Genomic DNA, 25,166 nt, shown 5'->3' on the forward strand with positions numbered 1-25,166 from the left:
GCTATGTCGGTTCGATTCCGTCTACCCGCTCCAGTTACTTCCTTTGCGAATTCTGCGTCAAATGGCCCTGAGGCACAGGCAATTTCAGCACGTGAGCTTGACCCCCGTTGCCTCTAGCGCCAAGAAACAGAAACCCAGAATTGATCAGGAAACATAGCCCGACATGGCAAGACAGACTGCGACCGGTCAGACACCATCATCACCTCCTGGGGCCAGTGAAGAGCGTGCCACCTCGAAAAAGCTAAGTGTTCTAAGGGCGCTTTGGCCCTTCATGCGCCCTTATGGCGCACTGATGTTTGGTGCAACGCTTGCTTTGTGTCTGACCGCAGGGATGACGCTGACCCTGCCATTGGCCGTGCGCCGCGTGGTTGACAATTTCCGCATCCAGGATGGGGAACTGCTGGATTGGTACTTCCTTGCGGCGCTGGGCATCGCTGGTGTTTTGGCGGTGGGCACGGGCATTCGGTATGCGCTGGTCACGCGGTTGGGCGAGCGCGTGGTGGCCGATATCCGCAAGGCCGTGTTTGACCAGGTCATTGGCATGAGCCCCGCGTTTTACGAGCGTATCATGACCGGCGAGGTGCTCAGCCGGATCACGACGGACACAACCTTGATACAATCTGTTTTGGGCTCATCCGTTTCGATCGCGCTGCGCAATATGCTGATGTTTGTGGGTGGTTTGGCGCTGATGCTGCTGACATCCGCAAAGCTGACAGCGCTTGTCCTGCTTTTGATTCCTGTGGTGATCGTGCCGATCCTGGTTCTGGGCCGTCGCTTGCGCGCCATCAGCCGAGAAAATCAGGATTGGATCGCGGCGTCCTCTGGTAATGCGGGTGAGGCGCTGGGCGCGGTTCAAACGGTTCAGGCCTTTACCCACGAACGGGCGAGCCGAGAGCAGTTTGGTGAGATGACTGAAACCTCCTATATCGTCTCGCTGCGCCGCATCCAAACCCGTGCTATCCTGACCGTGATTGTCATTTTTCTGGTGTTCTCAGGTATCGTCGGCGTGCTTTGGATGGGGGCCAATGATGTCCGCAACGGGGTGATGACAGAAGGGGTGCTGATCCAGTTCGTGATCTATTCGGTGATCATGGCAGGATCAGTCGCCGCGCTGTCCGAAATCTGGAGCGAGTTGCAACGCGCCGCCGGCGCGACCGAGCGGCTGGTTGAGTTGCTCAATGCCGAAGATACGGTCCTTGATCCTGTTCAGGCCAACGTGCTGTCACAACCGGTTCGCGGTGAAATCCGGTTTCAGGATGTCAGTTTCCGCTATCCTGCGCGGCCCGATGTGGTAGCACTGGATAGCCTGTCCCTGCAGGTGAACCCCGGCGAAACCGTTGCCTTTGTTGGCCCCTCGGGTGCTGGCAAGACGACGGTTATTCAGATGATCCAGCGGTTCTATGACCCGAACACCGGGTGTGTTCTGCTGGATGGGGAAGACCTGACCGGTTTGGATCGGACGGATTTCCGCCGCCATATTGCCCTTGTCCCGCAGGACCCGGTGATCTTTGCCGCCTCAGCGCGCGAGAACATCCGGTTTGGCCGCCTTGATGCCTCGGATGCCGAGGTCGAAGCTGCCGCGAGGGCCGCCGCTGCACATGAGTTCATTGCGGCACTGCCCGAAGGCTATGACAGTTTTGTAGGCGAGCGTGGCGTGATGCTGTCGGGGGGGCAAAAACAACGCATCGCCATAGCCCGGGCCATACTGCGGGATGCGCCGGTGTTGCTGCTGGACGAAGCGACATCGGCCCTGGATGCGGAAAGCGAGCGGGCGGTGCAGGGGGCGGTTGACCAGATGCGCGCGGGCCGGACGACCCTGATTGTGGCGCACCGTTTGGCCACTGTGAAGAAGGCGGATCGGATTGTCGTGATGGAAGCGGGGCGCATTGTTGCGCAGGGCACGCATGACGATCTGGTGGCGCAAGATGGGCTTTATGCCCGCTTGGCGCGTCTGCAATTCACCGATGGGGTGGCCGCAGAATAGGGTGACGTAGGGACAGATCAGCTTCCGCCGTAGCGTTATTCTACATTTTCAAGTTTTCCACCGCTAAGCCCTTGCTTGTGTCAGCCGGGTTGTGATCCCATCTAAATGAGGATCAAAACCGCGTGAGACACGTGGGAGAATACAAGACGGGGAGGAGCCACATGGCCTTTGTAGGGCGTGAAGACAAACTGCGTATCGAACAGGAAATGGCGTGGGAGGATCGTGATCTGCCGGTCACCTTCCATCAACTGCTGTCTCGGACAGCAGAGAAGTTTCCCAATCACAACGCGATCAGTTTCCAATTGTTTTCCGGTCCGACAGACAAGGCCGAAACGCTGACATGGTCTGATCTGCTGGGGCAGGTCAATCAGGCGGCGAACCTGTTCCGCTCGCTTGGCGTGGGCGAAAACGACGTCGTTGCCTATGTGTTGCCCAACTGTAACGAGACTTTGGTCACCATGATGGGTGGCGCGGTCGCAGGGATCGTGAATCCGATCAATCCACTGTTGGAGCCCGAACAGATCGCCGCGATCTTGCGGGAAACCGAGGCCAAGGTTGTGGTGACGCTGCGTTCCTTCCCAAAGACGGATGTGGCGCAAAAGGTGGAAGAGGCTGTGCGCCATGCACCCAAGGTGCATACGATCCTTGAGATTGACCTGAACCGCTATCTGACCCCTCCGAAATCATGGATCGTTCCGCTGCTGCGCCCCAAAATGGGCGACAAGGAAAAGCTGGCTCATGCGGATTACAAGAATTTCAATAAAGAGCTGGCGAAACAGCCCAAGACGCTGACTTTTGCAGACAGCACCGAAGATCGCGTCGCCTGCTATTTCCATACTGGTGGCACGACCGGAATGCCGAAAGTGGCGCAGCATAAATATTCGGGCCTGATCTATAACGGCTGGCTTGGGCATACGCTGCTATTTGATGAAAATGACGTCATCATGTGCCCACTGCCGATGTTCCACGTCTTCGCAGTACATGTGATCATGATGGCTGCAGTCTCATCTGGGGCGCACGTGATCTTCCCGACACCGCAAGGGTATCGCGGCGATGGTGTTTTCGACAATTTCTGGAAGCTTATCGAACGCTGGAAAGTCAGTTTCATCATCACCGTGCCCACGGCGATTTCTGCGAAAATGCAGCGCCCGGTGGATGCGGATATCTCCAGCGTGAAAACCGCCTTTTCGGGGTCGGCGCCTCTGCCCGTTGAACTGTTCCGCCGTTTCGAAGAAGCAACCGGTGTGACCATCGTCGAAGGCTATGGCCTGACCGAAGCGACATGCCTGGTCTCGTGCAACCCGGTTGATGGTGAGAAAAAGATTGGGTCTATAGGCATCCCGTTCCCCTATACGGATGTCAAAATCCTGATGGACGGGCCGGATGGTCCCAAGGAATGTGCCGCTGACGAAATCGGAGAGATCTGCATCTCGAACCCTGGTGTCTTTCCGGGTCATACCTATACCGAGGTCGACAAGAACGAAAACCTGTATCACTTCGAAAAATACCTGCGCACAGGTGATCTGGGCCGTTTTGACGAAGACGGGTATCTTTGGATCACTGGACGCGCGAAGGATTTGATCATTCGTGGCGGACACAACATTGATCCGGCTGAAATCGAAGAAGCCCTGTTGGGGCACGAGGCCGTGGCTTTTGCCGGAGCCATCGGCCAGCCCGATGCGCATTCAGGTGAATTGCCCTGTGCTTTTGTCGAACTGGTCGATGGCGCCTCGGTAACCGAAGAGGCATTGTTGGAGTTCTGTAAGGTCCACGTGCACGAACGTGCAGCGCAGCCCAAACATATGACCATCCTTCCGGAACTGCCGAAAACAGCGGTTGGCAAAGTGTTCAAGCCGGACCTGCGCAAAAACGCGATCACGCGTGTCTATAATGGTGCGTTGGAGGAGGCTGGGGTCGAAGCTCGGGTGGTTTCGGTCATTGATGACAAGAAACGCGGACTTGTTGCGCAGCTTGACGCGAACGGTTCATCCGAAGACGATGTCAGCAAGGTGCTGGGATCGTTTACCCGGCCGTGGGAGTGGGCTGCCTGACCGGGAGGTAACATGGATTATGAACGTCTGATCGATGAAGAAACATGGGCGTTCATAAGACGCACGGCAGAAAGCTATCCCGACAACGCGGTTGATCTTTCGATCGAGGAACAACGCAAGGTCTATAACGCGATGTGTCAGACCTTTCGCCAACCGCGCCCGAATGGAGTTGAAACAGAAGACCGGTCCGCCAATGGCGTGCCGGTCCGCGTTTATACAGCGGGCGATCCGACCCGCGTAGTCATCTATTTTCATGGCGGCGGCTTTGTCGTCGGCGGGCTGGACAGCCATGATGATGTCTGCGCTGAATTCTGCGCCCAAACCGGGTATCGCGTTGTTTCAGTGGACTACCGGCTATGCCCAGAACACGTGCATCCTGCGCAGTTTCAGGACAGTGTGGCAGCGGTCGACTGGGCGGTTGCCGAATACGGCGTTCCGATTGTGTTGGCGGGTGACAGTGCCGGTGGGAATCTGGCTGCGGCGGTTGCCCATCATATGAGGGGCCAACCGGGTGACGTGTTGGGGCAGGTTCTGATCTATCCGGGTCTGGGCGGAGACAGCTCTGCTGAGTCTTACTTGGAGCATGCGCAGGCGCCGCTACTGACCCGCGATGAAATATTGTTCTATGAAAAGGTTCGATGCGGCGGGGCAGCGCCCGAAAGCGATCCGACCTTTGCACCGCTTCACGACACAGATTTCTCAGGGCTGCCTCCAACTGTAGTGATCACTGCGGATTGCGATCCGTTACGAGATGATGGGGCTGTTTATTGTGAACAGATAACTCGGGCAGGCGGTCGGGCCTATTGGATCAACGAAGCGGGTCTGGTGCACGGCTATCTACGCGCCCGCAACAGCGTGAAACGCGCAGCTGATAGTTTCGAACGCATATCCGTGGCCATCGAAGCATTGGGGCAGGGCATTTGGGCCTATGGTTAGGCCCTGATCACTTCAGGAATGGTTCGCCCTTCATTGTGTCCGCAATCGGTGCGCCCATCCGGGTCAGGATTGTGGGGGCCAGTCGCAACTGGTCAATCACCGCATCGGCCTGCGGGCCGTCGGCATCGCCGAAGTAATACAGGGCCGTTTCCTGCTGCAAAGCGCCCCGCCCACCGTGGTGGCCACGCTCGTCCTGTCCGTGATCGGCGGTTACGATGACCTCATATCCCAACTGTCGCCAGCGGGGGATGAAAGGGGCCAGCATTTCATCGGCGACAAAACAGGCATGGTCCATCTCCTGGCAGTCGTGAAAAAACCGATGGCCCATACTGTCCAGGGTGCAGGCATGCAGGATGCCGTAGTCCAGACCAAAGCGCAGACACAGGTTGGTCAGAGTGGCAAACAGATCAACGTCCGAGGGCGTCATCTGGTTGTCCTTGCCATAGCCCGTCATTGTGTGGAACCGGCCGTGGTTGATGGTTTTGCTGTCCGGTTCGTCATATTCCACGTCGCGGACATAATCGAACGGGTGCCGGTTGAAGAACTGAGACCAATAGCTATGCGTGACGGCCCCGGTGACACCGCCCGCCTCGCGCACTTGGCTGAATACATCCTTGTGGCTCAGGCGGAACACATTTCCGTTGCCGGTACATCCATGTTCCTGCGGTGTGACGCCCGTATGGATTGATGCATAGCAACTGGCCGAGATTGAGGGCAGCACAGCCCGCAGCTTCCAAACGCGCGCCTCACCGCTGTCCACCCAACCTTCGAGGTTGCCGAATAGGCGGCGGAAATTGCGCCAGGGGACGCCGTCCAGGATGATCAAAAGAAGTTTGCGGTCCATCAGCTTACCTATCTGATTTGGTGTTCTACCGACCCTAGCGGAATCGCGGTTTCAGGGCAGTTCATTCGCGCCCCAAATATCAAAATCCCGACACCTGCAACGGAGCAAGGTGCCGGGATTTCGAAACTTCATGGAGCTGTTACTGTGTGTTCAGTTCCCGGCGCTCTCCATCTTGCGATGGGCGACGACCTCTTCCAGCCAACCCAGATGCATCTCGGGCACCGAGCTGAGCAGCAGGTCGGTATAGTCATCGAAGGGCGGGCTCAACACCTGGCTCTTGGGCCCGTAGCGCACAACGCGCCCCTGATACATCACTGCGATACTGTCGCTGATCGCGCGAACCGTCGCCAGATCGTGGGTGATGAACAGGTAAGCCACATCCTCGATCTTCTGCAGGTCCAGCAGCAGTTTCAGGATGCCGTCGGCCACAAGTGGGTCAAGGGCCGAGGTGACCTCATCACAGATGATCATCTTGGGCTTGGCCGCCAGCGAGCGTGCGATGCAGACACGCTGTTTCTGACCACCAGACAGTTCAGCCGGGTAGCGGTCGATGAACTTCTCGCCTAGCTCGATCTCATCCAGCAGTTCTACCACACGCTTGCGCTTTTCCGTGCCCCGCATATTGAAGTAGAACTCCAGCGGGCGACCGATAATCGTGCCAACGGTCTGGCGCGGGTTCATTGCCACGTCCGCCATCTGGTAGATCATCTGCAGCTCTCGCAGGTCCTCACGCGTGCGGCCTTTGAGGTCAGCAGACAGTTTGCGCCCGTTGAAGGTGATTTCACCATCGCGCGGCGGCAGCAAGCCGGTGATCACTCGCGCAAGCGTGGATTTACCCGAACCGGATTCACCCACAACCGCCAGTGTTTGCCCCGGATGAAGCTCGACATTGACATTGTGCAGCACGTCGAAATTCAGCCCCTTGTAGCGCGCGGTTATCCCGTCGACGCTCAGCACCGGTTCCGATGTCGGCTGTTTCTCTTCATGCTCGATGGACCGAACCGAGACCAGAGCCTTGGTATACTCCTCTTGCGGGTTGTTGATGATCTGATCGGTGTTGCCATATTCGACTGTATTGCCCATGCGCAGCACCATGATGTCGTCGCTCACCTGCGCCACGACAGCAAGGTCGTGCGTGATATAAAGCGCGGCAACACCGGTATCTGCGATGGCTTCCTTGATGGCCATCAGAACATCGATCTGAGTTGTCACGTCCAGCGCCGTGGTCGGCTCGTCAAACACCACCAGATCAGGTTCGGGGCACAACGCCAACGCGGTCATGCAGCGCTGCAGCTGACCACCCGAAACCTGGTGCGGATAGCGATCCCCGATGTTGTCCGGATCGGGCAGACCGAGCTTGGCAAACAGTTCGCGCGCACGGGCCTCGGCCTCTTTGCGGCTGAACTTCTTGTGCTCAACAGCCGCCTCTACAACCTGATCCATGATCTTCTTGGCGGGGTTAAAGGACGCGGCGGCAGACTGCGAGACATAGCTGACTTCGCCACCCCGCAGGTTGCGAATATCGCCCAGAGCGGATTTCATGATATCGCGCCCATTGACCCAGACTTCGCCGCCGGTGATCTTCACACCGCCCCGGCCATATGCCATCGAGGCCAGACCGATGGTGGATTTACCGGCCCCGGATTCACCGATCAGCCCCAGCACCTTGCCGCGTTCGAGGTCAAAGCTAACCCCGTGTACGATTTCGATGTCATGGGGCTTTTCGCCCGGCGGATAGACGGTCGCGCCGATCTTGAGGTCGCGGACCTTGAGAAGGGTATCACTCATCCCCGGCCTCCTTTCAGCGATGTGGTGCGGTTCAGGACCCAGTCAGCCACCAGGTTGACCGAGATGGCCAATGTCGCAATGGCTACCGCAGGATAAAGCGCTGCGCCGATGCCATAGACGATGCCATCCTTGTTTTCCTTCACGATGCCACCCCAGTCCGCCAGCGGCGGCTGTACGCCCAGACCCAAGAAAGACAGGGTCGAGATGAACAGAACCATGAAGATGAACCGCAGGCCGAATTCAGCCACCAAGGGCGACAGTGCGTTGGGCAGGATTTCCCGGAAGATAACCCAGCCGCGGCCTTCGCCACGCAGTTTGGCAGCCTCGACATAGTCCATCACGTTGATGTCCACGGCGACAGATCGTGACAGGCGATAGGGGCGCGTGGCGTCCAACAGACCCATCACAAGGATCAGGATCGGTACAGTCACCGGAACGATTGCCAGTATAACCAGCGCCAGGATCAGTGTCGGAATCGACATGACCAGATCAACTGCTCGGCTTAGCACCTGATCGGCCCAACCGCCGAGAACAGCCGCCAAAAGGCCCAGAGAGGTGCCGGTGACGAAGCTGAGGATAGTGGCCGCCGCCGCGATAAAGATCGTGGTGCGCCCGCCATAGATCATGCGGGTCAGCAGATCGCGCCCGATATTGTCGGTGCCCAGCAGATGCTCGGCGCTGGACGGCTCCCACACATCGCCAACCACTTCGGCCATGCCGTAGGGGGCGATCAACGGGGCTGCGAAAGCGATGAAAAAGTACAATCCTGTAAAGAACAGACCGATCATTGCCGAAATAGGAATATTCTTCATCATTTCGGATGCCTCAGTCTTGGGTTGGCCAGGATCGAGACGATGTCAGCCACCATGTTCAGCCCGATATAGACGGCGGCAAAAACCACGCCGCAAGCCAGAACAACCGGTACGTCACGCTTGGTCACCGAATCCACCAAGTATTGACCCATGCCGGGATAGACGAACACCACCTCGACCACGACGACGCCGACGACCAGATAGGCCAGGTTCAGCATCACCACGTTGACGATGGGTGAGATTGCATTCGGGAACGCATGGCGCGCGATGACCTGAAAATTCGACAGGCCCTTCAACTCGGCCGTCTCAATGTAAGCGGATTGCATGAGGTTCAAGATCGCCGCACGGGTCATGCGCATCATCTGCGCCAGCACGACCAGTGTCAGAACAAAGGCGGGCAATGCGATCGCGTTTAGCTTCTCTCCGAACGACATCGAGTCGTTGATCATGGCCAGAGACGAGAACCAACCCAGCTTCACGGAAACGAAGTAGATCACCACATAGCCGATCAGGAATTCCGGGATCGAAACCGTTGTCAGCGTAATGGCAGAGATCAGCTTGTCCGGCCAGCGGTTGCGGTAACGCACGGCCAGTAGGCCAAGAAAGATAGCAAGCGGTACGGAAACAACAGCGGCAGCACAGGCCAGAAACAGGGTGTTGCCCAACCGTTTGCCAATGCTTTCAGCAATGTCGAGCTTGTTGGTCAGGGACTGACCCAGATCGCCCTGCACAATACCACCCAACCATTCGGCATAACGGGTCAAGGCCGGGCGGTTCAGGCCCATTTCTTCGCGCAGATTCTCCAGCGCCTCGGGGGTTGCGGATTGTCCAAGGACCGCTTGTGCCGCGTCCCCAGGAAGAGCTTCGGTGAGGCCGAAAATCAGAGCCGATGCACCGAAGAGAAGCAGGAGTCCCAGCGCGAGGCGCTGGGAAACCAGTTTGATGATAGGATGCATGATCCGTGGCCCGAGTTACGCGAACCACATCTTGCGGGACATGTTGCCGTTCATCATCTCTTGGGTCGGGTCAGTTTCCCAACCGGCCAGATCATTGCTGACACCTTCAACAAAGTCGTTGAACATCGGGCAGATCAGGCCGCCTTCGTTGCGGACCATCTGGCCCATCTGGCTGTAGATGTCCTTGCGCTTGTCGTTGTCCAGCTCGGCACGTGCAGAGAACAGCAGCTCGTCGAAAGCGGGTACTTTAAAGCGCGTGTCGTTCCAGTCCGCACTCGACAGATAGGCTGTCGAATACATTTGATCCTGCACCGGACGACCACCCCAATACGAGGCGCAGAACGGCTGAACGTTCCAGACCTCGGACCAGTAGCCATCATTGGGTTCGCGCTTGATCTCCAGTGGGATGCCTGCCTGTGCGGCCGTTTGCTGGAACAGGGCTGCGGCGTCCACGGCACCCGGGAAGGCACCATCAGCAACACGCAGGATGATGGGTGATCCATCATGGCCGGATTTCTGGTAGTGCTCGGCGGCTTTTTCCAGGCTGAACTCACGCTGCGGGATCGAGCCGTCGAACAACGGATAGGCGGCGTTGATCGGCATGTCATTACCGATTGAGCCATAGCCGCGCAGCACTTTGTCAACCAGTTCCTGACGGTTGATCGCATGCTTCAGCGCCAGGCGCAGTTCGTTTTCATCGAATGGTGCAGTGTCACAATGCATGATGAACACATAGTGGCCACGGCCTGCTGTCGAATGCACGGTCAGGTTGGGTGCGCGTCCCAGCAGATCGGCCACCTTGGGCTCGACCCGGTTGATCGCGTGAACCTGGCCGGATTGCAGCGCGGCAGTCCGAGCAGTCGCGTCGTTGATGACGACGATTTCAACGCCGTCAAAATGTCCAAAATCAGAGTTCCAGTGGTTGGCGAATTTTTTGTAGGTATGACGAACGCCAGGCTCGTTGACCTCGACCTGATAAGGACCGGTGCCGATGCCAGCACCTGGATCTTCCATGCCACCATCGGGTTGGACGATCAGGTGATAGTCCGCCAACAGATAGGGCAGGTCAGCATTTGGCTCGTTCAGGGTGACCTGAAAGTTGTCGCCATCGGCCTTCATCGACTCAATGCCGCGCATGATACCCAGCGCACCGGATTGCGAATCTTCGTTCGAATGGCGTTGCATGGTCTTCAGCACGTCTTCGCTGGTCATGGTTTTGCCGTTGTGGAACTCAACGCCCTGACGCAGTTTGAAGGTCCAGACCTTCGCATCGGCGCTGCCTTCGACGCTCTCCGCCAGGCGTGGTTCGATGGTGCCATCCGTTGCAACTTCGACAAGCTGGTCACCAAACTGCTTACCGTTCTGGAACGGAACCGAGCTTGCATAGGTGGCCGGATCAAGCGAGTTGGTGGATTCGCCGCCCTGAAGGCCGAATTTCAGAACGCCACCTTTCTTCGGGCTGGCGGCACGCGCAGCATCGGCGAACATCGTGCTGGCGACAGCGGCCGACACGCCCAGAGCGGCAGCTTTGCCCATGAACTCACGGCGCGTCAGTTTCCCCGCTGTGACCTGGCCTGCCATATGGGTTAGTTGTTCTTTCATCTGTAATCTCTCCCAGTTGAGTGAATATTGCCCTTCAAGGGCTTGTTATTGACGCATGAGTCAACGTTGGCGCATTTGGGCCAGCCCGGCAAGATTTAATATCTCACTTGGACGTGTGGCGCATGGCGCTGTGTTTCTTTGATTTTGGCCATTCGAACATGTAGCTGACGGTGCCGTGGGTAGCGATCAGACAAAGATGGCGAATGAAATCTGCTTGGTAGCATGAGAAACGCCAAATCAGTCGCGGATTGCGACAATCAGGTCCATTACATTGGTTCCGGTGGGTCCAGTCACCAACAGCGCATTGGCCTGTTCCAGATAAGTGCCGCTATCTGCTGCATTCAGGGCACCTTGGGCGCTATCTGTCCAGGTCGTTCCAGTCACAACACCGCCTGCCGCTTTGGTGGGACCATCTGTGCCATCTGTTCCGCCCACAACAACGGTAAGCCCTTCCAGACCAGCGATTTCTTTGGCCAACGCCAGCGCCAACGCCTGATTTCGACCGCCCCGACCGGGGGTGGGAGGCAGAACAACAGTGGGCTCACCGCCAAACACCATCGCACCGCTTTCCATGCCGCGCAGTTTCGATCCCACATCTGCCGCAACGGCCAGATAATCATCATGCAGGGCTTCTTCATTTGCCCATACCTGCAGGCCCGCTGTCTGTGCGGCCTTTGCAGCCGCCGCCCGGGCATGGGCGTTTGAGGCGACGATGCGGGCGGTTGCGTCGAACTCATAGGTCTGGGGTAGGGCACCGATGCCTGACCCGATCACATTCAAATCGTCACCGGGCACATCAGAAATCGCCAACACCGTGGCCTTCGCGCCGTTGAAGTGAGACAGCAGCCCACCCCCTTTGACCCGCGACAACTTCCGCCGTTCAGCGTTCATCGCCACGATATCCAACCCTTCCGCCAGCAAGTGGCGGTTCAATTCGGCAAGGTCTTCAAGCGATTTCCCCGGCACAAGATCTTCGGCCAGCGAAGACGCGCCCCCCGACACCAACAGCAATAGATGAGAGCCTGGTTCCATCGCCTCAACCGCTTCACGTAGGGCGCGGCCACCGTTCAGGCTGCGTTGATCCGGCACAGGATGCGAGGCTTCTATCACCTCGACACCTACGGGCAGATCGCGCCCATGATCATCTTTGGTGACGACAAGCGTCGGTACGTCGCCAAACTGATCCAATGCCGCACGCGCCATTGCAGCGGCGGGTTTTCCAACGGCGAGGATGCGATCGGGCTGCGCGACACCGGGCAAGGCTGTCTTGGTGGCTGTGAAACCATCAACCGCCGCAACGCCTGACTTCCAAAACTCGATTGCTTGTTCAATGCGGGTCATCAGTTTTCCATCCAGATCGTAACCGGGCCGTCATTAACCAGTTCAACTGCCATATCTGCGCCGAATTGCCCGGTCTCGACGGCAATGCCGTGAGACGACAGGTATCGCGCGAAGGCCAGATACAGACGCTCACCATCCTCGGGAGAGGCAGCGTTGGCAAAGCCCGGGCGATTGCCGCGCGAAGTGTCTGCGGCCAGCGTGAACTGGCTAACCACTAACGCGGACCCACTGGTATCGAGGATCGAGCGGTTCATTTTGCCCGCCTCATCCTTGAAGATACGCAGCTTGGCAATCTTTGCAGCCAGCTTTTCCGCATGCTCTTCGGTATCGCCCTGCATGGCGCAGGCCAAAACCATCAGCCCCGGACCAGATTGTCCGACAATTGCTCCATCCACCGAAACGCGGGCCTGTGAAATGCGTTGTAGAAGCGCACGCAATAGCTCTCTCCCCAGTATTCCCGGTGGGTTTAACCGTGCCAATCGACAATGTCACCCAAGGCAGCACGATCCGTCCGAAACCTGTTGGCCGGGTGGTCCGTATCGGAATACCCGAATGAGAGTGCACATAGGATCAGGCGATCCTGGGGGATATCAAAATATCGATGCAGAAACGGCCCATAAGCGGCAACTGCCGCCTGAGGTATGCTAGCAATTCCAAGCGCTTGGGCTGCCAGTGTGAAGGCGGTGACAAAGCCGCCGCAATCCATTGCGCCATAGGGGCCGAGTTCAGCCGGGCTGGACAGGATCGCGCAATGGGGTGCCCCAAACAGCGAATAGTTTTCCATCATTTGCTTTGCGGACCCATCCCGGTCGCCACGCTCGACGCCGACCGCCTCATAAAGAGCCCAACCGCAGGCGCGGCGGCGGTCTTGATAAGGGCCGGAATAGGAGGTCGGGAAGGGCAGGTCAGCGGCGGGCTGTCCGGTTGCAACCTCGTTTCGCAAGGCTTGCCGGAAGCGGTCTGTTTCCTCACCTCGTGTGATCACCAATTGCCAGGGCTGCGCATTACACCAGCTGGGCACGCGTAAGGCGCTGGCGACGATCTGCTCTATCTGCTGCGTGGGAACCGGGTCCGGGCGAAAAGCCCGGCAGGAATGTCGCTGCTCGAGCAAATTATTCAAAGCAGACAATGTCATAAACGCGCTCTCCTTTGCAGAATTCCGGCTGAAGATGGCCGCAGCCCCGATCCTGCGCAAGGGGGGCTATTGCTGACCCGTCGCCACCAGATAGCCAACACCGGCCGCGACGATCAGGCCCAGCCCCACAGCAATCGCGATCTTGACCGTAGACCAAGGCCGTTCGCCCTGGACGCGCCCGGTGCGACCGTTGACGACAAAACGGTAGGTTTCACCCCGGTACTTATAGGCGGCCATCCAGACCGGAAGCAGGATATGCTTGAAGGTCACATCTCTGACATCGGTCTCAACCGAATGAATGCGCTGTCGGTCTCCACCAATGTCAAAGCGCACATCCCGCTCGATCACTCGGGACATATGATGGCGCGCTTCGGTATACCCATCACGCAACTCGACTGTGTAGGCCTCGGCCCGGAACCCGGCCAGGTATTCGGGCTGATACGGTTCCAGAGCGGGCAGATCCCAGGGCTCCAACGCATCTGTGTAGCTTTTGGGTAAGGAATGAGAGGCCAGCACCAGAACATCGTCAAAGAACCGCGCAACCCGACCGGATTTGGGGGTCCAGCGGACCTTGGGCACCTGTTGCTGAACCCGTTTGCCATCGCGCATCACTGTGCGGGTTTCGTAATAGACCACCCCGCGCTCGCCGCGATAGCTGGATTTGGTATCCGCATCGAAGGTCCAGTAGGGCACATAAATACCCTGCATCTTGCGCCCTTTGCGTGCGTACTCCTGCAATCCATTCGGTGCAAACCACAGCTTGCCCAGCCAATCATTCATGGCTTTCTGGGCTGTACGTTCATCCAGCGCAAAAGGCAGCACGCCCTTTGGTTTGATATGGCGGTTCACCCCGGTATCTGTCACTACGGGTGTCGCGCAGAACGGGCATTCAGCGGCGTGAGTGTTTGGGTCAAACTCGACCTGAGCGGCGCAGTTGGAACAGGTCAGAACCCGCGTTTCTTCGATCTCACTGTCGGGCAGCCGATCCGCAAGCGCGGCATCAAAATCCAGCTCGCGTAGGCTTGCACCGCCCCACGGCCCCGAGCCAATTGGCTCGGAATGACCGCAATGATCACAGGTTAGCGTGCCATCACCCGGACTGAACCGATAATCCGCGCCGCATTGGGCGCAGGGGAAACGGTGTTCTTCGGTCATCGTGCGGCTTAGGCTCCGGGCGGAGGAGGCGGCAAGATGGTAAACAACTGCGCCAGTTCCTGCACGTCGCCGGCCTTTTTCCAGCCATCCTGACCGGCTGTCCAGACATGGGTGTCGCGCGTTAACTCTCCTTCAGCGGCCATGCGGCCCATCTTGGCCTTGGAAAACGGCCCGGTTGTTTGACCGTCTACTGCGATATGCCACACATGCTCAACCGGGGGCGGGGGAGGCGGTGCCATCTGTGCAGCCGGTTGTGGGGCAGCGGGGGCGGAAGATCCCCACGGGCCGCTCGGTTGGCCCGCTGCCATGTTCGCCATTTGATTGGCCATCGCCATGCCCATTCCCATGCCAAGGCCCGCACCCATGCCGCCACCCTGACCGGGATTATTGGCCGCTGCCGTCATAGCCTCAGCTGCTGAATACTGGGTGAACTTGCCCAGATCACCCGCCAGTCCCATCGAGGTGCGCTTGTCCAAAGCGGCCTCGACGGCGGGTGGCAATGAGATGTTCTCGATGTAGAACTCGGGCATTTCCAACCCGTAGCTATCCAACACGGGCGACACCTCAGCCGCGATCAGCTTGCCCAGGTCGGCGGTATTGGCCGCCATATCCAGAACCGGGATGCCCGATCCCGCGATCACGCGGCTAAATTCCTGCACGATGATGTTGCGGATCTGAAAGCTGATCTCGTCCATGGTGAATTCACCATCGGTACCGACGATCTCGACCAGAAATTTGGCCGGGTCCTTCACCCGCACGGTATAGGTGCCATAGGCCCGGATCCGCGTCGGGCCGAACTCCGGATCGCGCAGCATGATCGGGTTCTTCGTGCCCCATTTCAGGTCGTTGAACCGGGTGGTGTTGACGAAATAGACCTCGGATTTGAATGGCGACTGAAAGCCGTGATCCCAATGCTGAAGGGTCGTCAGGATCGGCATATTGTTGGTTTCAAGCATGTAAAGACCGGGCGTGAACACATCCGCCAATTGCCCCTCGTGCACAAAAACGGCCGCCTGACCTTCGCGCACAGTCAGCTTGGCACCGTATTTAATCTCGTGCCCCTCGCGTTCGAACCGCCAGACCATGGTATCGCGGGTGTCATCCACCCAATGGATGACATCAATGAACTCTCCGGTCAAAAAATCGAAAATTCCCATTTGGGGTCTCCTGTCTTTAGGGGTCAGAGCGGCTGACCCATCAGTTCACGCGCAATGATCCGCACCACGGGGCGGGCCTGATCGACCGATACACCGGGCTTGAGGCGCGGATCGTAAAGCATTTGCAGCAGTTTCTCATCATGACTTGTCAGCAGTGCGAACTCGTCATCGTCGTTAAAGATGGACGGGCGCGCGGCGGGGCTGTCATTGGACAGGCCCAGACCTTGCGCAATCTCTTCGTGAATACAACTGAGCCGCACCAGATCTGGCAGCTCGGACCGTATCAGGGTGACCGCTCGCACATATTTGTTAGGCGATGAGGTATTCGCCGAGGCGAACACAAAACAATCGAAATTCGAACGAGGGTTGGCCACCAGGTCAAGCGAGGCTTGGCTTATGTTTGGAATCAACTGCCTGAGGCGAGACACCACATAGGCACTGTCATCCTTACCCGCGAAGAATACGTGGAAATTGGGCTTGCGAGTGACGATCGAAATCGAATGCCCGGTGAGCCGCGCCAGTCGCGCCGAATAAGATTGCACATCTGTGGCATCTTTCTGGCGTGTGGCCGGCAGTATCGATGGTCCAAACTCGGTCTGGATGCGAACGGGGCCAACCCAACGGCTGAGCTGCCCGTCAGTCTGGCGCGATCCGATTGAAATACTGTGGTTCGGGTATTCGCTATAGAATGCAATCGCCTCGAAGTTACGTTCCAGATCGCTCGCATCATACGGCGTATCCGGGCCGCCCCCGTCAGTTCGCAATAAACCGCGTGCCAACAAGTCGCGCTCGATACGTTGATAGAAACGCGCCAGATCCTGACTGGCGGCAGTCGGTGGCACATAGGCATTGGCCGCTGGCGGCGGGGGCACTGGGCGCGGTTCCGGCGCGGCAGACGGCGTCAGGACCTCTTCACAGCCGACCAGTGTCAGCAGCGCAGCGACCCCGAGGCCCAGCTTCATATGGGTCAAAGGCCGCACCCCTGCCTGCCTTATCCTGGAACGGCTGTTCCGGCGTTGTCGCCAGTTCCATCGCGTCGTGCTTTGGCAGCAGCAAGCGTGTCGCGCAGTTCGGTTTCCATCTTCTTAAGCTCTTCCTCGGCTGCCGCGCGCTTGGCTTTGCCTTCGTCGGCGATAGCTAGGCTTTCATTGATCGTTCCGATTAGATCGGCATTGGCCTGTTTGACGGCCTCGATATCAAAGACACCACGCTCCATCTCTTCGCGGATCATCTTGTTGCTTTCGCGCAGATTGGCGGCGTTTGCGGTCAGAAGTTCATTGGTTAGATCATTGGCATCCCGCACAGCAGCCGCAGCTTCGGCGCTGCGCTGAATGGTGACGGCCTGTGCCAGCTGGGTTTCCCACAGGGGCACGGTGTTCACCAGGGTTGAGTTGATCTTGGTGACCAGCGATTTGTCGTTCTCCTGAACCAAGCGGATTGATGGCAGCGACTGCATTGTCACCTGACGGGTCAGTTTCAGGTCATGTACCCGGCGTTCAAGATCGTCCCGCGCGGCGCGCAGATCACGAAGTTCCTGCGCCTTCATCACCTGTTCTTCCTCAGGCGCGGCCTGAACCTCGGCTTCCTTTTCAGGAATGTCATGACTGTCGAGCTCGGTCAGCTTCTCTTCGCCCGCTGCAATATATAGCGCCAATTCGTCATAGAAACTCAGCGTCTTTTCATACAGCAGGTCCAGTGATTTGATGTCTTTGAGCAGTGTATGTTCGTGGCTCAGCAGATTGTCCGTTATGCGGTCGATCTGGCTTTGAACCTCTTCGTATTGCGCGGTGAACTTGGCAAAAGGCGCGGCCTTGCCCAGCAGTTTTTCCCACCAACTGCGTTCGCGTCGAACATCCAGTTCGCTGACTGAGAACCCACGGATCGTGGTCACGATATTGCGCAGGCTATCCCCGGCGGGGCCCACATCCTTGTTGCGCACATCGGCCAGCATGGCCTGGCTGATTTCCTGCAACTCGGCCTGAGCAGAAGATCCGAAAGACACGATCGAGTTGGTGTCATCCATGTCGATTTCGCCCATGCGTTTGCGAATCTCAGCCCCGACTGGTTCGTCGGCTTCTTCCAGCGAGACAAGCTCGGTCGTTGGTTCGGGCAGGGCGACGGCAGTGACTTCCTGCACCAGGGTTTCGGCTTCGACCGCCTTGTTCTTGATCTCATCGGACATGGGGATGTTCCTCGCTTACTGTGTGGCCGGTCAGTCCAACCGGACGCCTTCGCGCTGCAGCCTGTCGCGCAACACGTCAATTTCGACCGTCAGATCACTGCGGTCATCCAATAGCATTTTGCGCGTACGCGCGGCGAAATTCTGTTCCAGATCATCCAGCAGAGCCGAATAGTCAGCCAGGGCCTGACCGTCTCGGGTGCGGGCATAAACATCGGCGAACTTGACGGTCGCATCGCGTGCACCTTGCAAATAGACGGTCAGGTATTTTCGCGCTCCAGCCAGATCGCGCGGGTCTTCTTCGACCGTGCGAAACAGATCGCGGGCTGTGTCCTGAAACCGTTCAACCCGCGCTTCGATCCGGCGATCACCGGCGCGTTTGATCGCATCGGTCATCTGGGTCAGATGCTTTTCGGCATCATCAACCACGCGGGCCACGCGATCTTGCTGAAATGTGTCGATGCCTTCCATGCCTTTGTGCTTCAGCGGATCAAAGCCAAAGGAGACCGAATGCAATACAGTGGCCGCTGTGCCGAACAACACTGGCGCCAACAGGCTGGCATGGCCAACGGCCTCGGCATTCAGATACTCGCTTCGATAAGCGGCCAGCGCGGTGCCGAGACCGGTCAGTATGCTGGCAAAGATCTTGCGCGGAAAGGCCGGGCGGCGGGCGGTTTTGCGTGCGTTGTAGGCAGCTTCAGCCCGCAGTCCCTCACGTAGCAAGAACGCCGCAGCGGTCAGCAAGCCAGCGGCCACAAGGCCCATGGTCATGCCAATTGCGCCATCATTCAACGACAAAAAGACCAACGGGATCGCTGGAATGAACAGGACGTTGGCCCGTGCACCAGCAGGCTCAACCCGCGCCCCATCAAACTGGCCGCGCGGCGGTGGTCCATCTGGTTCAGACCCTCCCTGCGGGCTGTATTTGCCACCAAACCGTTTGGCCATGGCTACAGCCCCCCCAGCAGCCCGGTGCAGACGCCGAACAACAGCACCAGCAGGGCCGCATAGGCCAGTTTTTGCACTCCGCTCCCGGACATTCAGCCCCCCAAATCGCAGCGTTCCCAGAAAATCTAGGGGATACGCAGGCTTGGCGCTAGGGGGAAGGTTGCTAAACCCGCATCACTTGCGGGGTTTCTTGCCGATCGCCGGCCGTTTTCGCTTCAGGCGCGTGGTTCGTTTGGCGGTGCCCTCGGGTTTGGCATCCCCATCCAGCCCCAATTGATCGCGCATGACACGGCGGCGGACCTCTTCAACCTGACCGGGTTTCAGATCCCCCAACTGAAAGGGGCCATACGAGACGCGGAGCAGACGGTTTACGGTGAAACCGATATCCTCGATTGCGCGGCGAATCTCTCGGTTCTTGCCTTCGCGCAGACCGATTGTCAGCCAGGCATTCGCACCTTGCTGGCGATCCAGTGACACGGTCATAGGCTGGAACCGCTCTCCGTCGATCACAAGCCCTTTGCGTAAGGGGGCAAAATCCTCTTCCTTGGGGCGCCCGTTGACCCGCACGCGGTATTTGCGCAGCCAACCGGTTGAGGGCAGTTCCAGTTTACGCTTGATGCCGCCGTCATTGGTCAGCAGCAACAGGCCTTCCGAGTTCAGGTCCAGTCGCCCAACGGACATGACACGCGGCATATCCTCGGGCAATTCGTCGAAAATCGTCGCGCGACCTTTTTCGTCCTTGGTCGTTGTAACCAGACCGGTCGGCTTGTGATAAAGCCACAGGCGCGAGGGTTCGGGTTCAGAAACTGGTTTGCCGTCGACGACAATCTTGTCTTTGCCGGTCACGTTCAGGGCGGGGCTGTCGATCACCTTGCCGTTGACCGCGACGCGACCTGCTTCGATCATGCGTTCAGCCTCGCGTCGCGAGGCGATGCCTGCGCGGGCCAACACTTTGGCGATCCGGTCGCCGGGAGGAGGGGTATTGCTCATGACCCGGCCATACCTCATCGCGTCCGCTTGCGAAAGGCAGGTTTCTGAGGCAGTCAGGGGCATGGTGTTCAGATCACATATGGACAAGGCACTGGTCGAGGCACGCGCAGCCGCTGAGCGGGGTGAAGTTCCCGTTGGTGCCGTTATCGTCACTCCCGATGGTCGCGTCGCGGCGTCCGCAGGGAACCGGACGCGCGAATTGAACGACCCGACGGCCCATGCCGAAATACTGGCCTTGCGCGCCGCCTGCGCCGAAGCTGGCTCAGAAAGGCTGCCTGGGCATGACCTTTATGTCACGCTGGAACCTTGCGCGATGTGCGCTGCAGCGATGGCCGCGGCCCGTATCCGGCGCATTTACTATGGCGCGTCCGATCCGAAATCGGGTGGTGTTGCCCATGGTGCGCGGGTGTTTTCGCACCCGCAGGCGCATCATCAGCCCGAAATCTATGACGGTATCGCCGCAGAGGAATCCGCCGAATTGCTGAGAAGTTTTTTCGCGGCGCAACGCGCTTAAGGCTTCACCACAATCTCGCGTGGGATATCGGCCAGTGGTTGCCCGCCATTGGGGGTCACGACAAAGCTTTCGGTAATCGCCAAACCCCAATCCGGTGTCCACAGACCTGGCATCAAATGAAACGTCATGTTTTCCTGCAGTTCCGTTGTGTCACCGGGCCGTAGACTCATGGTGCGCTCGCCCCAGTCGGGCGGATAGCTGAGCCCAATCGGATATCCAGTGCGGTTGCGCTTCTCATATCCGGCACGGGCAAAGCTGTCATAAACGCAGGCGGCGATTTCCTCGCATGTGGTGCCGGGGCGGGCGGCTGCCAAAGTTGCCTCAATCGCGGCCAGAACTGCTGCTTCAGCCCGGCGGATATCGTCTGGTGGGTTACCCAGGAACAGACTGCGGCTGACTGGACAGTGATAGCGGCGATAGCAGCCCGAGATTTCGAAATAGGTTGCCTCGCCACGTGCCAAAGGCCTGTCGTTCCAAGTGATATGCGAGGCCGAGGCTTCGCGGCCCGACGGCGCAATTGGCACAATCGCAGGGTAGTCCCCAGCCAAGCCGGGAAGTCCGGCAATGCCTGCCGCTTGCACTTCGGCAACCAGTTGGTTTTTGGGAAGACCTTCACGAAATGTCGCACGCAATACTTCGTGCATATGCGCCGTCAACTGACCCGCCTTGCGCATCATCGCGATCTCGGCCTCGCTTTTGACCGCACGCTGCCAGTTCACAAGGCCGGTGGCGTCGATCAATTCGCCAAAGGCGCGTTCAAGAACCTGGTGGCTGGCGGCCGAGTAGTAATAGTTGTCCATCTCGACACCCAGCCCGGTGTTCCAACCTCGATCGCGCAGCGTAGTGACCAGCGCGTCGACGGGGTGGTGATCAGGGTGCTGAACATGTTCTTCGGGCCAGTCCAGCAGGTCAGACGGGTCCAGCCATGTGGTCTGGGCCGCCCCCGCCTTGTCTTGCGTGCGCCCCCACCAAAGGGGCGCGCCTTTCGCAGGCAGGATCACCATTTGGGGAACATAGAAGCTCCACCCGTCATAGCCCGTCAGCCAGGCCATGTTGGAGGGATCAGTGATCAGCAAAGTCTCAACCCCGCGCTGCGCCATCGCTGTACGGGTCTTGGCCAAACGGTGCGCGTATTCCTGCGTGCTGAAATCCGAGGCCGGCATCAGAGGGAGATTGCCTGCATAACCTCGGGTTCTATCACATCGACCCCAGGCAACCCGTCGACAAGCGCCTGGGCGGATTGTTCCAGTATCGGGAAGGTCTTGTAGTGGCTGGGGATCACCGTCTTAAAGTCGAAATATCGCTTGGCGGCATAGGCCGTCGCCTTCATATCCATGGTAAAATGGCCACCCGCCGAGAGGATGCCGATATCGGGTTTGTAATAATCGCCCATCCAATCCATGTCGGCCATGATGTCCGTATCGCCCGACACATAAAGCATGCGCCCCTCGGCGGCGATCATATAGCCGACCTCGCTACCGCCAGTCCTCAGCCCGTCAGGTGTGGAGAATGTGGAACTGTGCGAAGCAGGAACCATTGTAACCTTGACTCCGTTCAGGTTGACGGTTCCGCCTTTGTTAAACCCGATGGTTTCGATCTCTTCGGCCTCGGCCCAATAGCCCATCAGATCGTACTGGCCAACAACCGGTACCTTCAGGTGCTTGGACAAAGGCAGCACATCGACCACGTGGTCGAAATGCGTATGAGTCAGCAAGATATGCGTTGCCCCGTCCAATGCGGCGTCATGCTGGTCTTCGGGCAGAACCGGGTTACCCGTCAGCCAGGGATCAATCAACAACACCTGGCCCCCGGTCTCGATGCGGAAACTGCCATGTCCCAACCAAATGATGTTCATACTGAAATCCTCCGATAATGCCTCTTGGCACCAGCCTAGCATCCGCTATGTAAAATTCTATGGATTGGATGCAGGAAATCGACAGCTATTGCGAAAGACTGTCAGCCGCTTATTGGGCTGAGCCGATCAATGCAATCACCAACGCTGCCTTTCTGATCTCGGCCTTTATCATGTGGCGGCGGGTGCGCGGGCAAGACATGCCTCTTGCGATAGCGCTGGTTCTGGTACTGGGAGTCATCGGTGTCGGCAGCTATTTGTTTCATACCCATGCACAGGTTTGGGCGGCCGTTGCCGATGTCACGCCGATCTTGCTGTTCATCTTGATCTACATCTTTGCCGTAAACAAAAACATCTGGCGTATGCCATGGGGATATGCGCTGGGCGGGGCCATTCTGTTTGTCCCCTACGCAGCGGCGACGATCCCTTTGTTCCAGTGGGTGCCTGGCCTTGGCAGCTCGGCCGCTTATGCACCAGTGCCCTTGTTGATCCTGATCTACGCGTATCTGCTGCGCGACCGGCAACCGCAGTTTGCCAGGGATATGACGATTGGCGCGTTCATTCTGATCCTGTCAATCACGTTCCGTTCTTTGGATCACCCGATCTGTTCGCAGTTTCCGATTGGCACACATTTCATGTGGCATATCCTGAATGCCACTATGCTCGGTTGGATGATTGAGGCCTATCGCAGGGTTTTGATCCGCATGCGAGCGTGCGCCGTCAAATACCCTGCGCTTTGATAACGGCTGCAACGCGCTGACCGATGATCCGGCTGGATTTACGCGATGGATGAATCAGGTCAAACGAGAAATATGAGGCATCGCCGGGCTGCGCCACATCCTGAGATGAGACGAAGGTAATCCCCTCATCCTGCTGTGCCAGTTTGGCAATGCGGGCTTCAAATTCGTCGCCTTCGGCTTTGCAGTGTTCGATCGGTGTGATCAGATTGGGACTGCGCAAGTAGCCGACATAAATCACGCGGGTGCCAGTTGCCCGAATCCGGCTCAGGAACTGCGGTATTTGACCATGCTGACCATCAGCCGAGATCATATTGTCCAGAACGGCATCACAGCGGGTGCATCCGCAACCCAGCATCAGATCATTACCACCGCCGTTTACAACTGCCCATGACCAATCGCCATCGGCATATTGCGCTTGAACCCCAGATTCAGGTGCGCCATTCGGGTCAAATTTCGTTTGCAGCCAAGCTGCAGACACTGTGCGGTCAACGACCGGGGCACCAATCGTCTCTTCGATAACATCGGGGATAGATGAACCCGAGGGTGAGTTCCACGCCATCAGCGAATCGCCTATCGCAATGACTTTTGCATCCGGTTTGCTGGAAGGCATTTCCTGACATCCGACCAAGGCAAATAGAATGCCGACGACAAGATACAGATTTCTGGACATCTTTGACTCGGAAATTGGAGTTAAGAAGCGCCCATATGGGCTGAATATGGTTCATGCACAGTTAACCTGGCGTTGGTTAACGCACGATTAATGAAGCTGGTTCAGCGCAGCCTCTGTGTCAGCCATGAAAGGCGGCAGCCAGGTGCTCCGGCAGGTCAAATTCAACTAAAACCCGTGCGCGCCCTTCGGGTGACATTTTGCGTGCGGTCTTTTCGACAATGCTCTGGATTTTTTCCGGGGAATGCTTGCCTGCGAATGGCTGGAAATACCATTTCAGAAAGACAAAGCATATTACATCTTCCAGTGCCTGAACCTCGGCGTCGCGTTTGATGCCCTGCTTGCGCAACATGCGGCCTGCGGCGTCAACCTCTGTTTCGCTGTACCCGCCTTCGGCCATCAGGGACATTACCACATCCGCGTGGTGTACACCTTGCGCCTTGCGCCAGGCCAGATATCCTGCGCGACCCTCGGAATACTCGCTCCGCGCCAGTTTCCAGCGTTCGATATGCTGTCCGCGCGCTGCAATCTGTAGCGCGTCCGTGGCCTCGGGAAACAGCCGCTCCATCTCTGCACTCATGCGTTTGCCATACAGCAAAGCTTCGGGCTGGCCATCATCAATATTGGGATCATGTGCATTGGCCGCGTCAATGGCATCTAGAACTGCTTGTTTGCGCGCGCTCATGTATTACTCCGTTGGCTTTTGCGGATCTTGGCGATCCTCACAGTCTTGATAAGCCACCGTAGCGAGATGCCACAACATGTGCAGCACCCGATTCTGACATGGCCGGGTCAGATGAGGGGGAATCTGACCCGGCAGAGGGGCAGGTGATCTGCTTACTTGCCCGGTTTGACCTGATCCTGCGTGACCGGCTCGGTGATCGGGGTGGGGAAGGTCAGATCACGGGTCAGGTTCAGTGAACTGATGCCCATCGCCATGGCCGGTGCGGCCAGAAGAGAGGCGGACAACGTAACGGCAGTGATGAGGCTTTTCATGTTCTGTCTCCAGGTTTGTGTCGTTTCACAACAGATGAAATGAACAGTTCGGTTTAGTTTTTCAAGATTTAAAATGAACTAATTGGTTTACTTTTGTGCATACCGGCTATTCACCAGCGAATGGGTGGTGAAATCCGGCACGATAACTTGTCCCCTGTCGGGACCTACTGGCCTTGCGACTGCGGCGACAGACAGGTAAATGCCCCCTAACGCATATGAGGGTTTCCGATGTCGATTGACCAAAGCACCGCCGCCAAGGTGGCGAAACTGGCCCGTATCAAGGTCGAGGATGAGGCGCTGCCGGCGCTGGCATCCGAGTTCAACACCATCCTTGGGTTCATCGAGCAACTGAACGAAGTGGATGTCGATGGGGTCGAGCCGATGGTCTCGGTCGAGCCGATGCGCCTGAAGCGTCGTGAAGATGTGGTCACAGACGGAAACCAGCAGGACAAGGTTCTGGCCAATGCACCCGACGCGCGCGAAGGCTTTTTCGCAGTCCCCAAAGTGGTGGAGTAAGAC

25 protein-coding genes are annotated in these 25,166 nt (G+C 57.9%); 6 read left to right on the forward strand and 19 right to left on the reverse strand.

The window, feature by feature from the left end; translation table 11 throughout:
* Positions 1 to 163: 163 nt before the first annotated feature.
* The 3 genes from ACR0JX_RS00185 (at position 164) to ACR0JX_RS00195 (ending at position 4,971) form a co-directional block, all read left to right on the forward strand.
* Entirely contained in the window at positions 164 to 1,984 is a 1,821-nt protein-coding gene (locus ACR0JX_RS00185; protein ID WP_480540358.1) for an ABC transporter transmembrane domain-containing protein, read from the forward strand.
* A 161-nt stretch (positions 1,985 to 2,145) separates the two neighbouring features.
* Positions 2,146 to 4,035 (forward strand): acyl-CoA synthetase, encoded by a 1,890-nt coding sequence (locus ACR0JX_RS00190; protein WP_480540360.1) that lies wholly within the window; start codon positions 2,146 to 2,148, stop codon positions 4,033 to 4,035.
* A 12-nt stretch (positions 4,036 to 4,047) separates the two neighbouring features.
* A complete protein-coding gene (locus ACR0JX_RS00195) occupies positions 4,048 to 4,971 on the forward strand; it encodes an alpha/beta hydrolase (RefSeq protein ID WP_480540362.1) in 924 nt (307 codons plus the stop codon).
* A 7-nt stretch (positions 4,972 to 4,978) separates the two neighbouring features.
* Here the strand turns inward: ACR0JX_RS00195 and ACR0JX_RS00200 are convergent, their stop codons facing one another.
* The 14 genes from ACR0JX_RS00200 to ACR0JX_RS00265 all read right to left on the reverse strand — a co-directional run bounded on the left by ACR0JX_RS00200 (position 4,979) and on the right by ACR0JX_RS00265 (position 19,941).
* Positions 4,979 to 5,815: an alkaline phosphatase family protein gene (locus ACR0JX_RS00200; protein ID WP_480540364.1), complete on the reverse strand. Its 837-nt coding sequence runs from the start codon at positions 5,813 to 5,815 to the stop codon at positions 4,979 to 4,981.
* Between the two features lie 150 nt (positions 5,816 to 5,965).
* The gene (locus ACR0JX_RS00205) at positions 5,966 to 7,603 is read right to left on the reverse strand and encodes an ABC transporter ATP-binding protein (protein ID WP_480540366.1); all 1,638 of its coding nucleotides are present in this window, start codon (positions 7,601 to 7,603) and stop codon (positions 5,966 to 5,968) included.
* Complete coding sequence (locus ACR0JX_RS00210; protein WP_170533053.1) at positions 7,600 to 8,415, reverse strand: ABC transporter permease; 816 nt, start codon at positions 8,413 to 8,415, stop codon at positions 7,600 to 7,602. Before ACR0JX_RS00210 ends, ACR0JX_RS00205 begins: the two co-directional genes overlap by 4 nt.
* Complete coding sequence (locus ACR0JX_RS00215; RefSeq protein ID WP_170531799.1) at positions 8,415 to 9,371, reverse strand: ABC transporter permease; 957 nt, start codon at positions 9,369 to 9,371, stop codon at positions 8,415 to 8,417. The genes ACR0JX_RS00210 and ACR0JX_RS00215 overlap by 1 nt, the downstream gene beginning before the upstream one ends.
* A 15-nt stretch (positions 9,372 to 9,386) precedes the next feature.
* Entirely contained in the window at positions 9,387 to 10,973 is a 1,587-nt protein-coding gene (locus tag ACR0JX_RS00220) for an ABC transporter substrate-binding protein (RefSeq protein ID WP_170531801.1), read from the reverse strand.
* A 237-nt stretch (positions 10,974 to 11,210) separates the two neighbouring features.
* Complete coding sequence (locus ACR0JX_RS00225; RefSeq protein ID WP_480540369.1) at positions 11,211 to 12,314, reverse strand: DUF4147 domain-containing protein; 1,104 nt, start codon at positions 12,312 to 12,314, stop codon at positions 11,211 to 11,213.
* Positions 12,314 to 12,751 (reverse strand): D-aminoacyl-tRNA deacylase, encoded by a 438-nt coding sequence (gene dtd / locus ACR0JX_RS00230; RefSeq protein ID WP_480540371.1) that lies wholly within the window; start codon positions 12,749 to 12,751, stop codon positions 12,314 to 12,316. The genes ACR0JX_RS00225 and dtd overlap by 1 nt, the downstream gene beginning before the upstream one ends.
* Before the next feature lie 29 nt (positions 12,752 to 12,780).
* Positions 12,781 to 13,449 carry a nitroreductase gene (locus ACR0JX_RS00235; RefSeq protein ID WP_480540373.1) on the reverse strand — a complete coding sequence of 223 codons (669 nt, stop codon included), beginning with the start codon at positions 13,447 to 13,449 and terminating at the stop codon, positions 12,781 to 12,783.
* A 66-nt stretch (positions 13,450 to 13,515) separates the two neighbouring features.
* On the reverse strand, positions 13,516 to 14,604 hold the full coding sequence (locus ACR0JX_RS00240) for a TFIIB-type zinc finger domain-containing protein (protein WP_480540375.1): 1,089 nt from the start codon (positions 14,602 to 14,604) through the stop codon (positions 13,516 to 13,518).
* 8 nt (positions 14,605 to 14,612) lie between these two features.
* Positions 14,613 to 15,761: an SPFH domain-containing protein gene (locus tag ACR0JX_RS00245; RefSeq protein ID WP_480540377.1), complete on the reverse strand. Its 1,149-nt coding sequence runs from the start codon at positions 15,759 to 15,761 to the stop codon at positions 14,613 to 14,615.
* A gap of 23 nt (positions 15,762 to 15,784) precedes the next feature.
* On the reverse strand, positions 15,785 to 16,723 hold the full coding sequence (locus tag ACR0JX_RS00250; protein ID WP_480541728.1) for a DUF2927 domain-containing protein: 939 nt from the start codon (positions 16,721 to 16,723) through the stop codon (positions 15,785 to 15,787).
* Between the two features lie 29 nt (positions 16,724 to 16,752).
* Positions 16,753 to 17,943 (reverse strand): toxic anion resistance protein, encoded by a 1,191-nt coding sequence (locus ACR0JX_RS00255; RefSeq protein WP_480540378.1) that lies wholly within the window; start codon positions 17,941 to 17,943, stop codon positions 16,753 to 16,755.
* A gap of 30 nt (positions 17,944 to 17,973) precedes the next feature.
* The gene (locus tag ACR0JX_RS00260; RefSeq protein WP_480540380.1) at positions 17,974 to 18,888 is read right to left on the reverse strand and encodes a 5-bromo-4-chloroindolyl phosphate hydrolysis family protein; all 915 of its coding nucleotides are present in this window, start codon (positions 18,886 to 18,888) and stop codon (positions 17,974 to 17,976) included.
* A 174-nt stretch (positions 18,889 to 19,062) separates the two neighbouring features.
* On the reverse strand, positions 19,063 to 19,941 hold the full coding sequence (locus ACR0JX_RS00265; RefSeq protein ID WP_480540382.1) for a pseudouridine synthase: 879 nt from the start codon (positions 19,939 to 19,941) through the stop codon (positions 19,063 to 19,065).
* Between ACR0JX_RS00265 and ACR0JX_RS00270 the strand changes: the two genes are divergently transcribed.
* Entirely contained in the window at positions 19,940 to 20,392 is a 453-nt protein-coding gene (locus tag ACR0JX_RS00270; protein WP_480540384.1) for a nucleoside deaminase, read from the forward strand. The genes ACR0JX_RS00265 and ACR0JX_RS00270 overlap by 2 nt on opposite strands.
* Here the strand turns inward: ACR0JX_RS00270 and ACR0JX_RS00275 are convergent.
* The gene (locus ACR0JX_RS00275; protein WP_480540386.1) at positions 20,389 to 21,555 is read right to left on the reverse strand and encodes a M24 family metallopeptidase; all 1,167 of its coding nucleotides are present in this window, start codon (positions 21,553 to 21,555) and stop codon (positions 20,389 to 20,391) included. The two genes, ACR0JX_RS00270 and ACR0JX_RS00275, sit on opposite strands and share 4 nt — an antisense overlap.
* The gene (locus tag ACR0JX_RS00280) at positions 21,555 to 22,247 is read right to left on the reverse strand and encodes a metal-dependent hydrolase (protein ID WP_480540388.1); all 693 of its coding nucleotides are present in this window, start codon (positions 22,245 to 22,247) and stop codon (positions 21,555 to 21,557) included. Before ACR0JX_RS00280 ends, ACR0JX_RS00275 begins: the two co-directional genes overlap by 1 nt.
* Positions 22,248 to 22,306: 59 nt before the next feature.
* Between ACR0JX_RS00280 and ACR0JX_RS00285 the strand changes: the two genes are divergently transcribed.
* Positions 22,307 to 22,984 (forward strand): ceramidase domain-containing protein, encoded by a 678-nt coding sequence (locus ACR0JX_RS00285; protein WP_480540390.1) that lies wholly within the window; start codon positions 22,307 to 22,309, stop codon positions 22,982 to 22,984.
* On the opposite strand, the gene ACR0JX_RS00290 is transcribed toward ACR0JX_RS00285, so the two are convergent.
* From ACR0JX_RS00290 to ACR0JX_RS00300, 3 genes are all read right to left on the reverse strand, one after another.
* Positions 22,965 to 23,654 (reverse strand): SGNH/GDSL hydrolase family protein, encoded by a 690-nt coding sequence (locus ACR0JX_RS00290; protein WP_480540392.1) that lies wholly within the window; start codon positions 23,652 to 23,654, stop codon positions 22,965 to 22,967. The genes ACR0JX_RS00285 and ACR0JX_RS00290 overlap by 20 nt on opposite strands.
* A gap of 118 nt (positions 23,655 to 23,772) precedes the next feature.
* Positions 23,773 to 24,336, reverse strand: a complete 564-nt coding sequence (locus tag ACR0JX_RS00295) for a DUF4202 domain-containing protein (protein ID WP_480540394.1) — start codon at positions 24,334 to 24,336, stop codon at positions 23,773 to 23,775.
* Positions 24,337 to 24,488: 152 nt separating this feature from the next.
* Positions 24,489 to 24,647, reverse strand: a complete 159-nt coding sequence (locus ACR0JX_RS00300) for a hypothetical protein (RefSeq protein ID WP_170531829.1) — start codon at positions 24,645 to 24,647, stop codon at positions 24,489 to 24,491.
* Positions 24,648 to 24,875: 228 nt separating this feature from the next.
* Between ACR0JX_RS00300 and gatC the strand changes: the two genes are divergently transcribed.
* Positions 24,876 to 25,163 (forward strand): Asp-tRNA(Asn)/Glu-tRNA(Gln) amidotransferase subunit GatC, encoded by a 288-nt coding sequence (gene gatC, locus ACR0JX_RS00305; RefSeq protein WP_480540396.1) that lies wholly within the window; start codon positions 24,876 to 24,878, stop codon positions 25,161 to 25,163.
* The last annotated feature ends 3 nt before the right edge of the window (positions 25,164 to 25,166 follow it).

Source organism: Ruegeria sp. AH7 (assembly GCF_056541325.1).

Excerpts from the sequence above, each read along its gene's own strand:
- ACR0JX_RS00225 (WP_480540369.1), bottom strand. The coding sequence starts at position 12,314 with ATGACCCGCATTGAACAAGCAATCGAGTTTTGGAAGTCAGGCGTTGCG.
- ACR0JX_RS00210 (WP_170533053.1), bottom strand. The coding sequence starts at position 8,415 with ATGAAGAATATTCCTATTTCGGCAATGATCGGTCTGTTCTTTACAGGA.
- ACR0JX_RS00245 (WP_480540377.1), bottom strand. The coding sequence starts at position 15,761 with ATGGGAATTTTCGATTTTTTGACCGGAGAGTTCATTGATGTCATCCAT.
- ACR0JX_RS00270 (WP_480540384.1), top strand. The coding sequence starts at position 19,940 with ATGGTGTTCAGATCACATATGGACAAGGCACTGGTCGAGGCACGCGCA.
- ACR0JX_RS00185 (WP_480540358.1), top strand. The coding sequence starts at position 164 with ATGGCAAGACAGACTGCGACCGGTCAGACACCATCATCACCTCCTGGG.
- ACR0JX_RS00240 (WP_480540375.1), bottom strand. The coding sequence starts at position 14,604 with ATGACCGAAGAACACCGTTTCCCCTGCGCCCAATGCGGCGCGGATTAT.
- ACR0JX_RS00235 (WP_480540373.1), bottom strand. The coding sequence starts at position 13,449 with ATGACATTGTCTGCTTTGAATAATTTGCTCGAGCAGCGACATTCCTGC.
- gatC (WP_480540396.1), top strand. The coding sequence starts at position 24,876 with ATGTCGATTGACCAAAGCACCGCCGCCAAGGTGGCGAAACTGGCCCGT.
- ACR0JX_RS00265 (WP_480540382.1), bottom strand. The coding sequence starts at position 19,941 with ATGCCCCTGACTGCCTCAGAAACCTGCCTTTCGCAAGCGGACGCGATG.
- ACR0JX_RS00205 (WP_480540366.1), bottom strand. The coding sequence starts at position 7,603 with ATGAGTGATACCCTTCTCAAGGTCCGCGACCTCAAGATCGGCGCGACC.
- ACR0JX_RS00215 (WP_170531799.1), bottom strand. The coding sequence starts at position 9,371 with ATGCATCCTATCATCAAACTGGTTTCCCAGCGCCTCGCGCTGGGACTC.
- ACR0JX_RS00300 (WP_170531829.1), bottom strand. The coding sequence starts at position 24,647 with ATGAAAAGCCTCATCACTGCCGTTACGTTGTCCGCCTCTCTTCTGGCC.
- ACR0JX_RS00255 (WP_480540378.1), bottom strand. The coding sequence starts at position 17,943 with ATGTCCGATGAGATCAAGAACAAGGCGGTCGAAGCCGAAACCCTGGTG.
- ACR0JX_RS00295 (WP_480540394.1), bottom strand. The coding sequence starts at position 24,336 with ATGAGCGCGCGCAAACAAGCAGTTCTAGATGCCATTGACGCGGCCAAT.
- ACR0JX_RS00200 (WP_480540364.1), bottom strand. The coding sequence starts at position 5,815 with ATGGACCGCAAACTTCTTTTGATCATCCTGGACGGCGTCCCCTGGCGC.
- ACR0JX_RS00250 (WP_480541728.1), bottom strand. The coding sequence starts at position 16,723 with ATGAAGCTGGGCCTCGGGGTCGCTGCGCTGCTGACACTGGTCGGCTGT.
- ACR0JX_RS00285 (WP_480540390.1), top strand. The coding sequence starts at position 22,307 with ATGGATTGGATGCAGGAAATCGACAGCTATTGCGAAAGACTGTCAGCC.
- ACR0JX_RS00195 (WP_480540362.1), top strand. The coding sequence starts at position 4,048 with ATGGATTATGAACGTCTGATCGATGAAGAAACATGGGCGTTCATAAGA.
- ACR0JX_RS00190 (WP_480540360.1), top strand. The coding sequence starts at position 2,146 with ATGGCCTTTGTAGGGCGTGAAGACAAACTGCGTATCGAACAGGAAATG.
- ACR0JX_RS00275 (WP_480540386.1), bottom strand. The coding sequence starts at position 21,555 with ATGCCGGCCTCGGATTTCAGCACGCAGGAATACGCGCACCGTTTGGCC.
- ACR0JX_RS00260 (WP_480540380.1), bottom strand. The coding sequence starts at position 18,888 with ATGGCCAAACGGTTTGGTGGCAAATACAGCCCGCAGGGAGGGTCTGAA.
- ACR0JX_RS00280 (WP_480540388.1), bottom strand. The coding sequence starts at position 22,247 with ATGAACATCATTTGGTTGGGACATGGCAGTTTCCGCATCGAGACCGGG.
- ACR0JX_RS00220 (WP_170531801.1), bottom strand. The coding sequence starts at position 10,973 with ATGAAAGAACAACTAACCCATATGGCAGGCCAGGTCACAGCGGGGAAA.
- ACR0JX_RS00290 (WP_480540392.1), bottom strand. The coding sequence starts at position 23,654 with ATGTCCAGAAATCTGTATCTTGTCGTCGGCATTCTATTTGCCTTGGTC.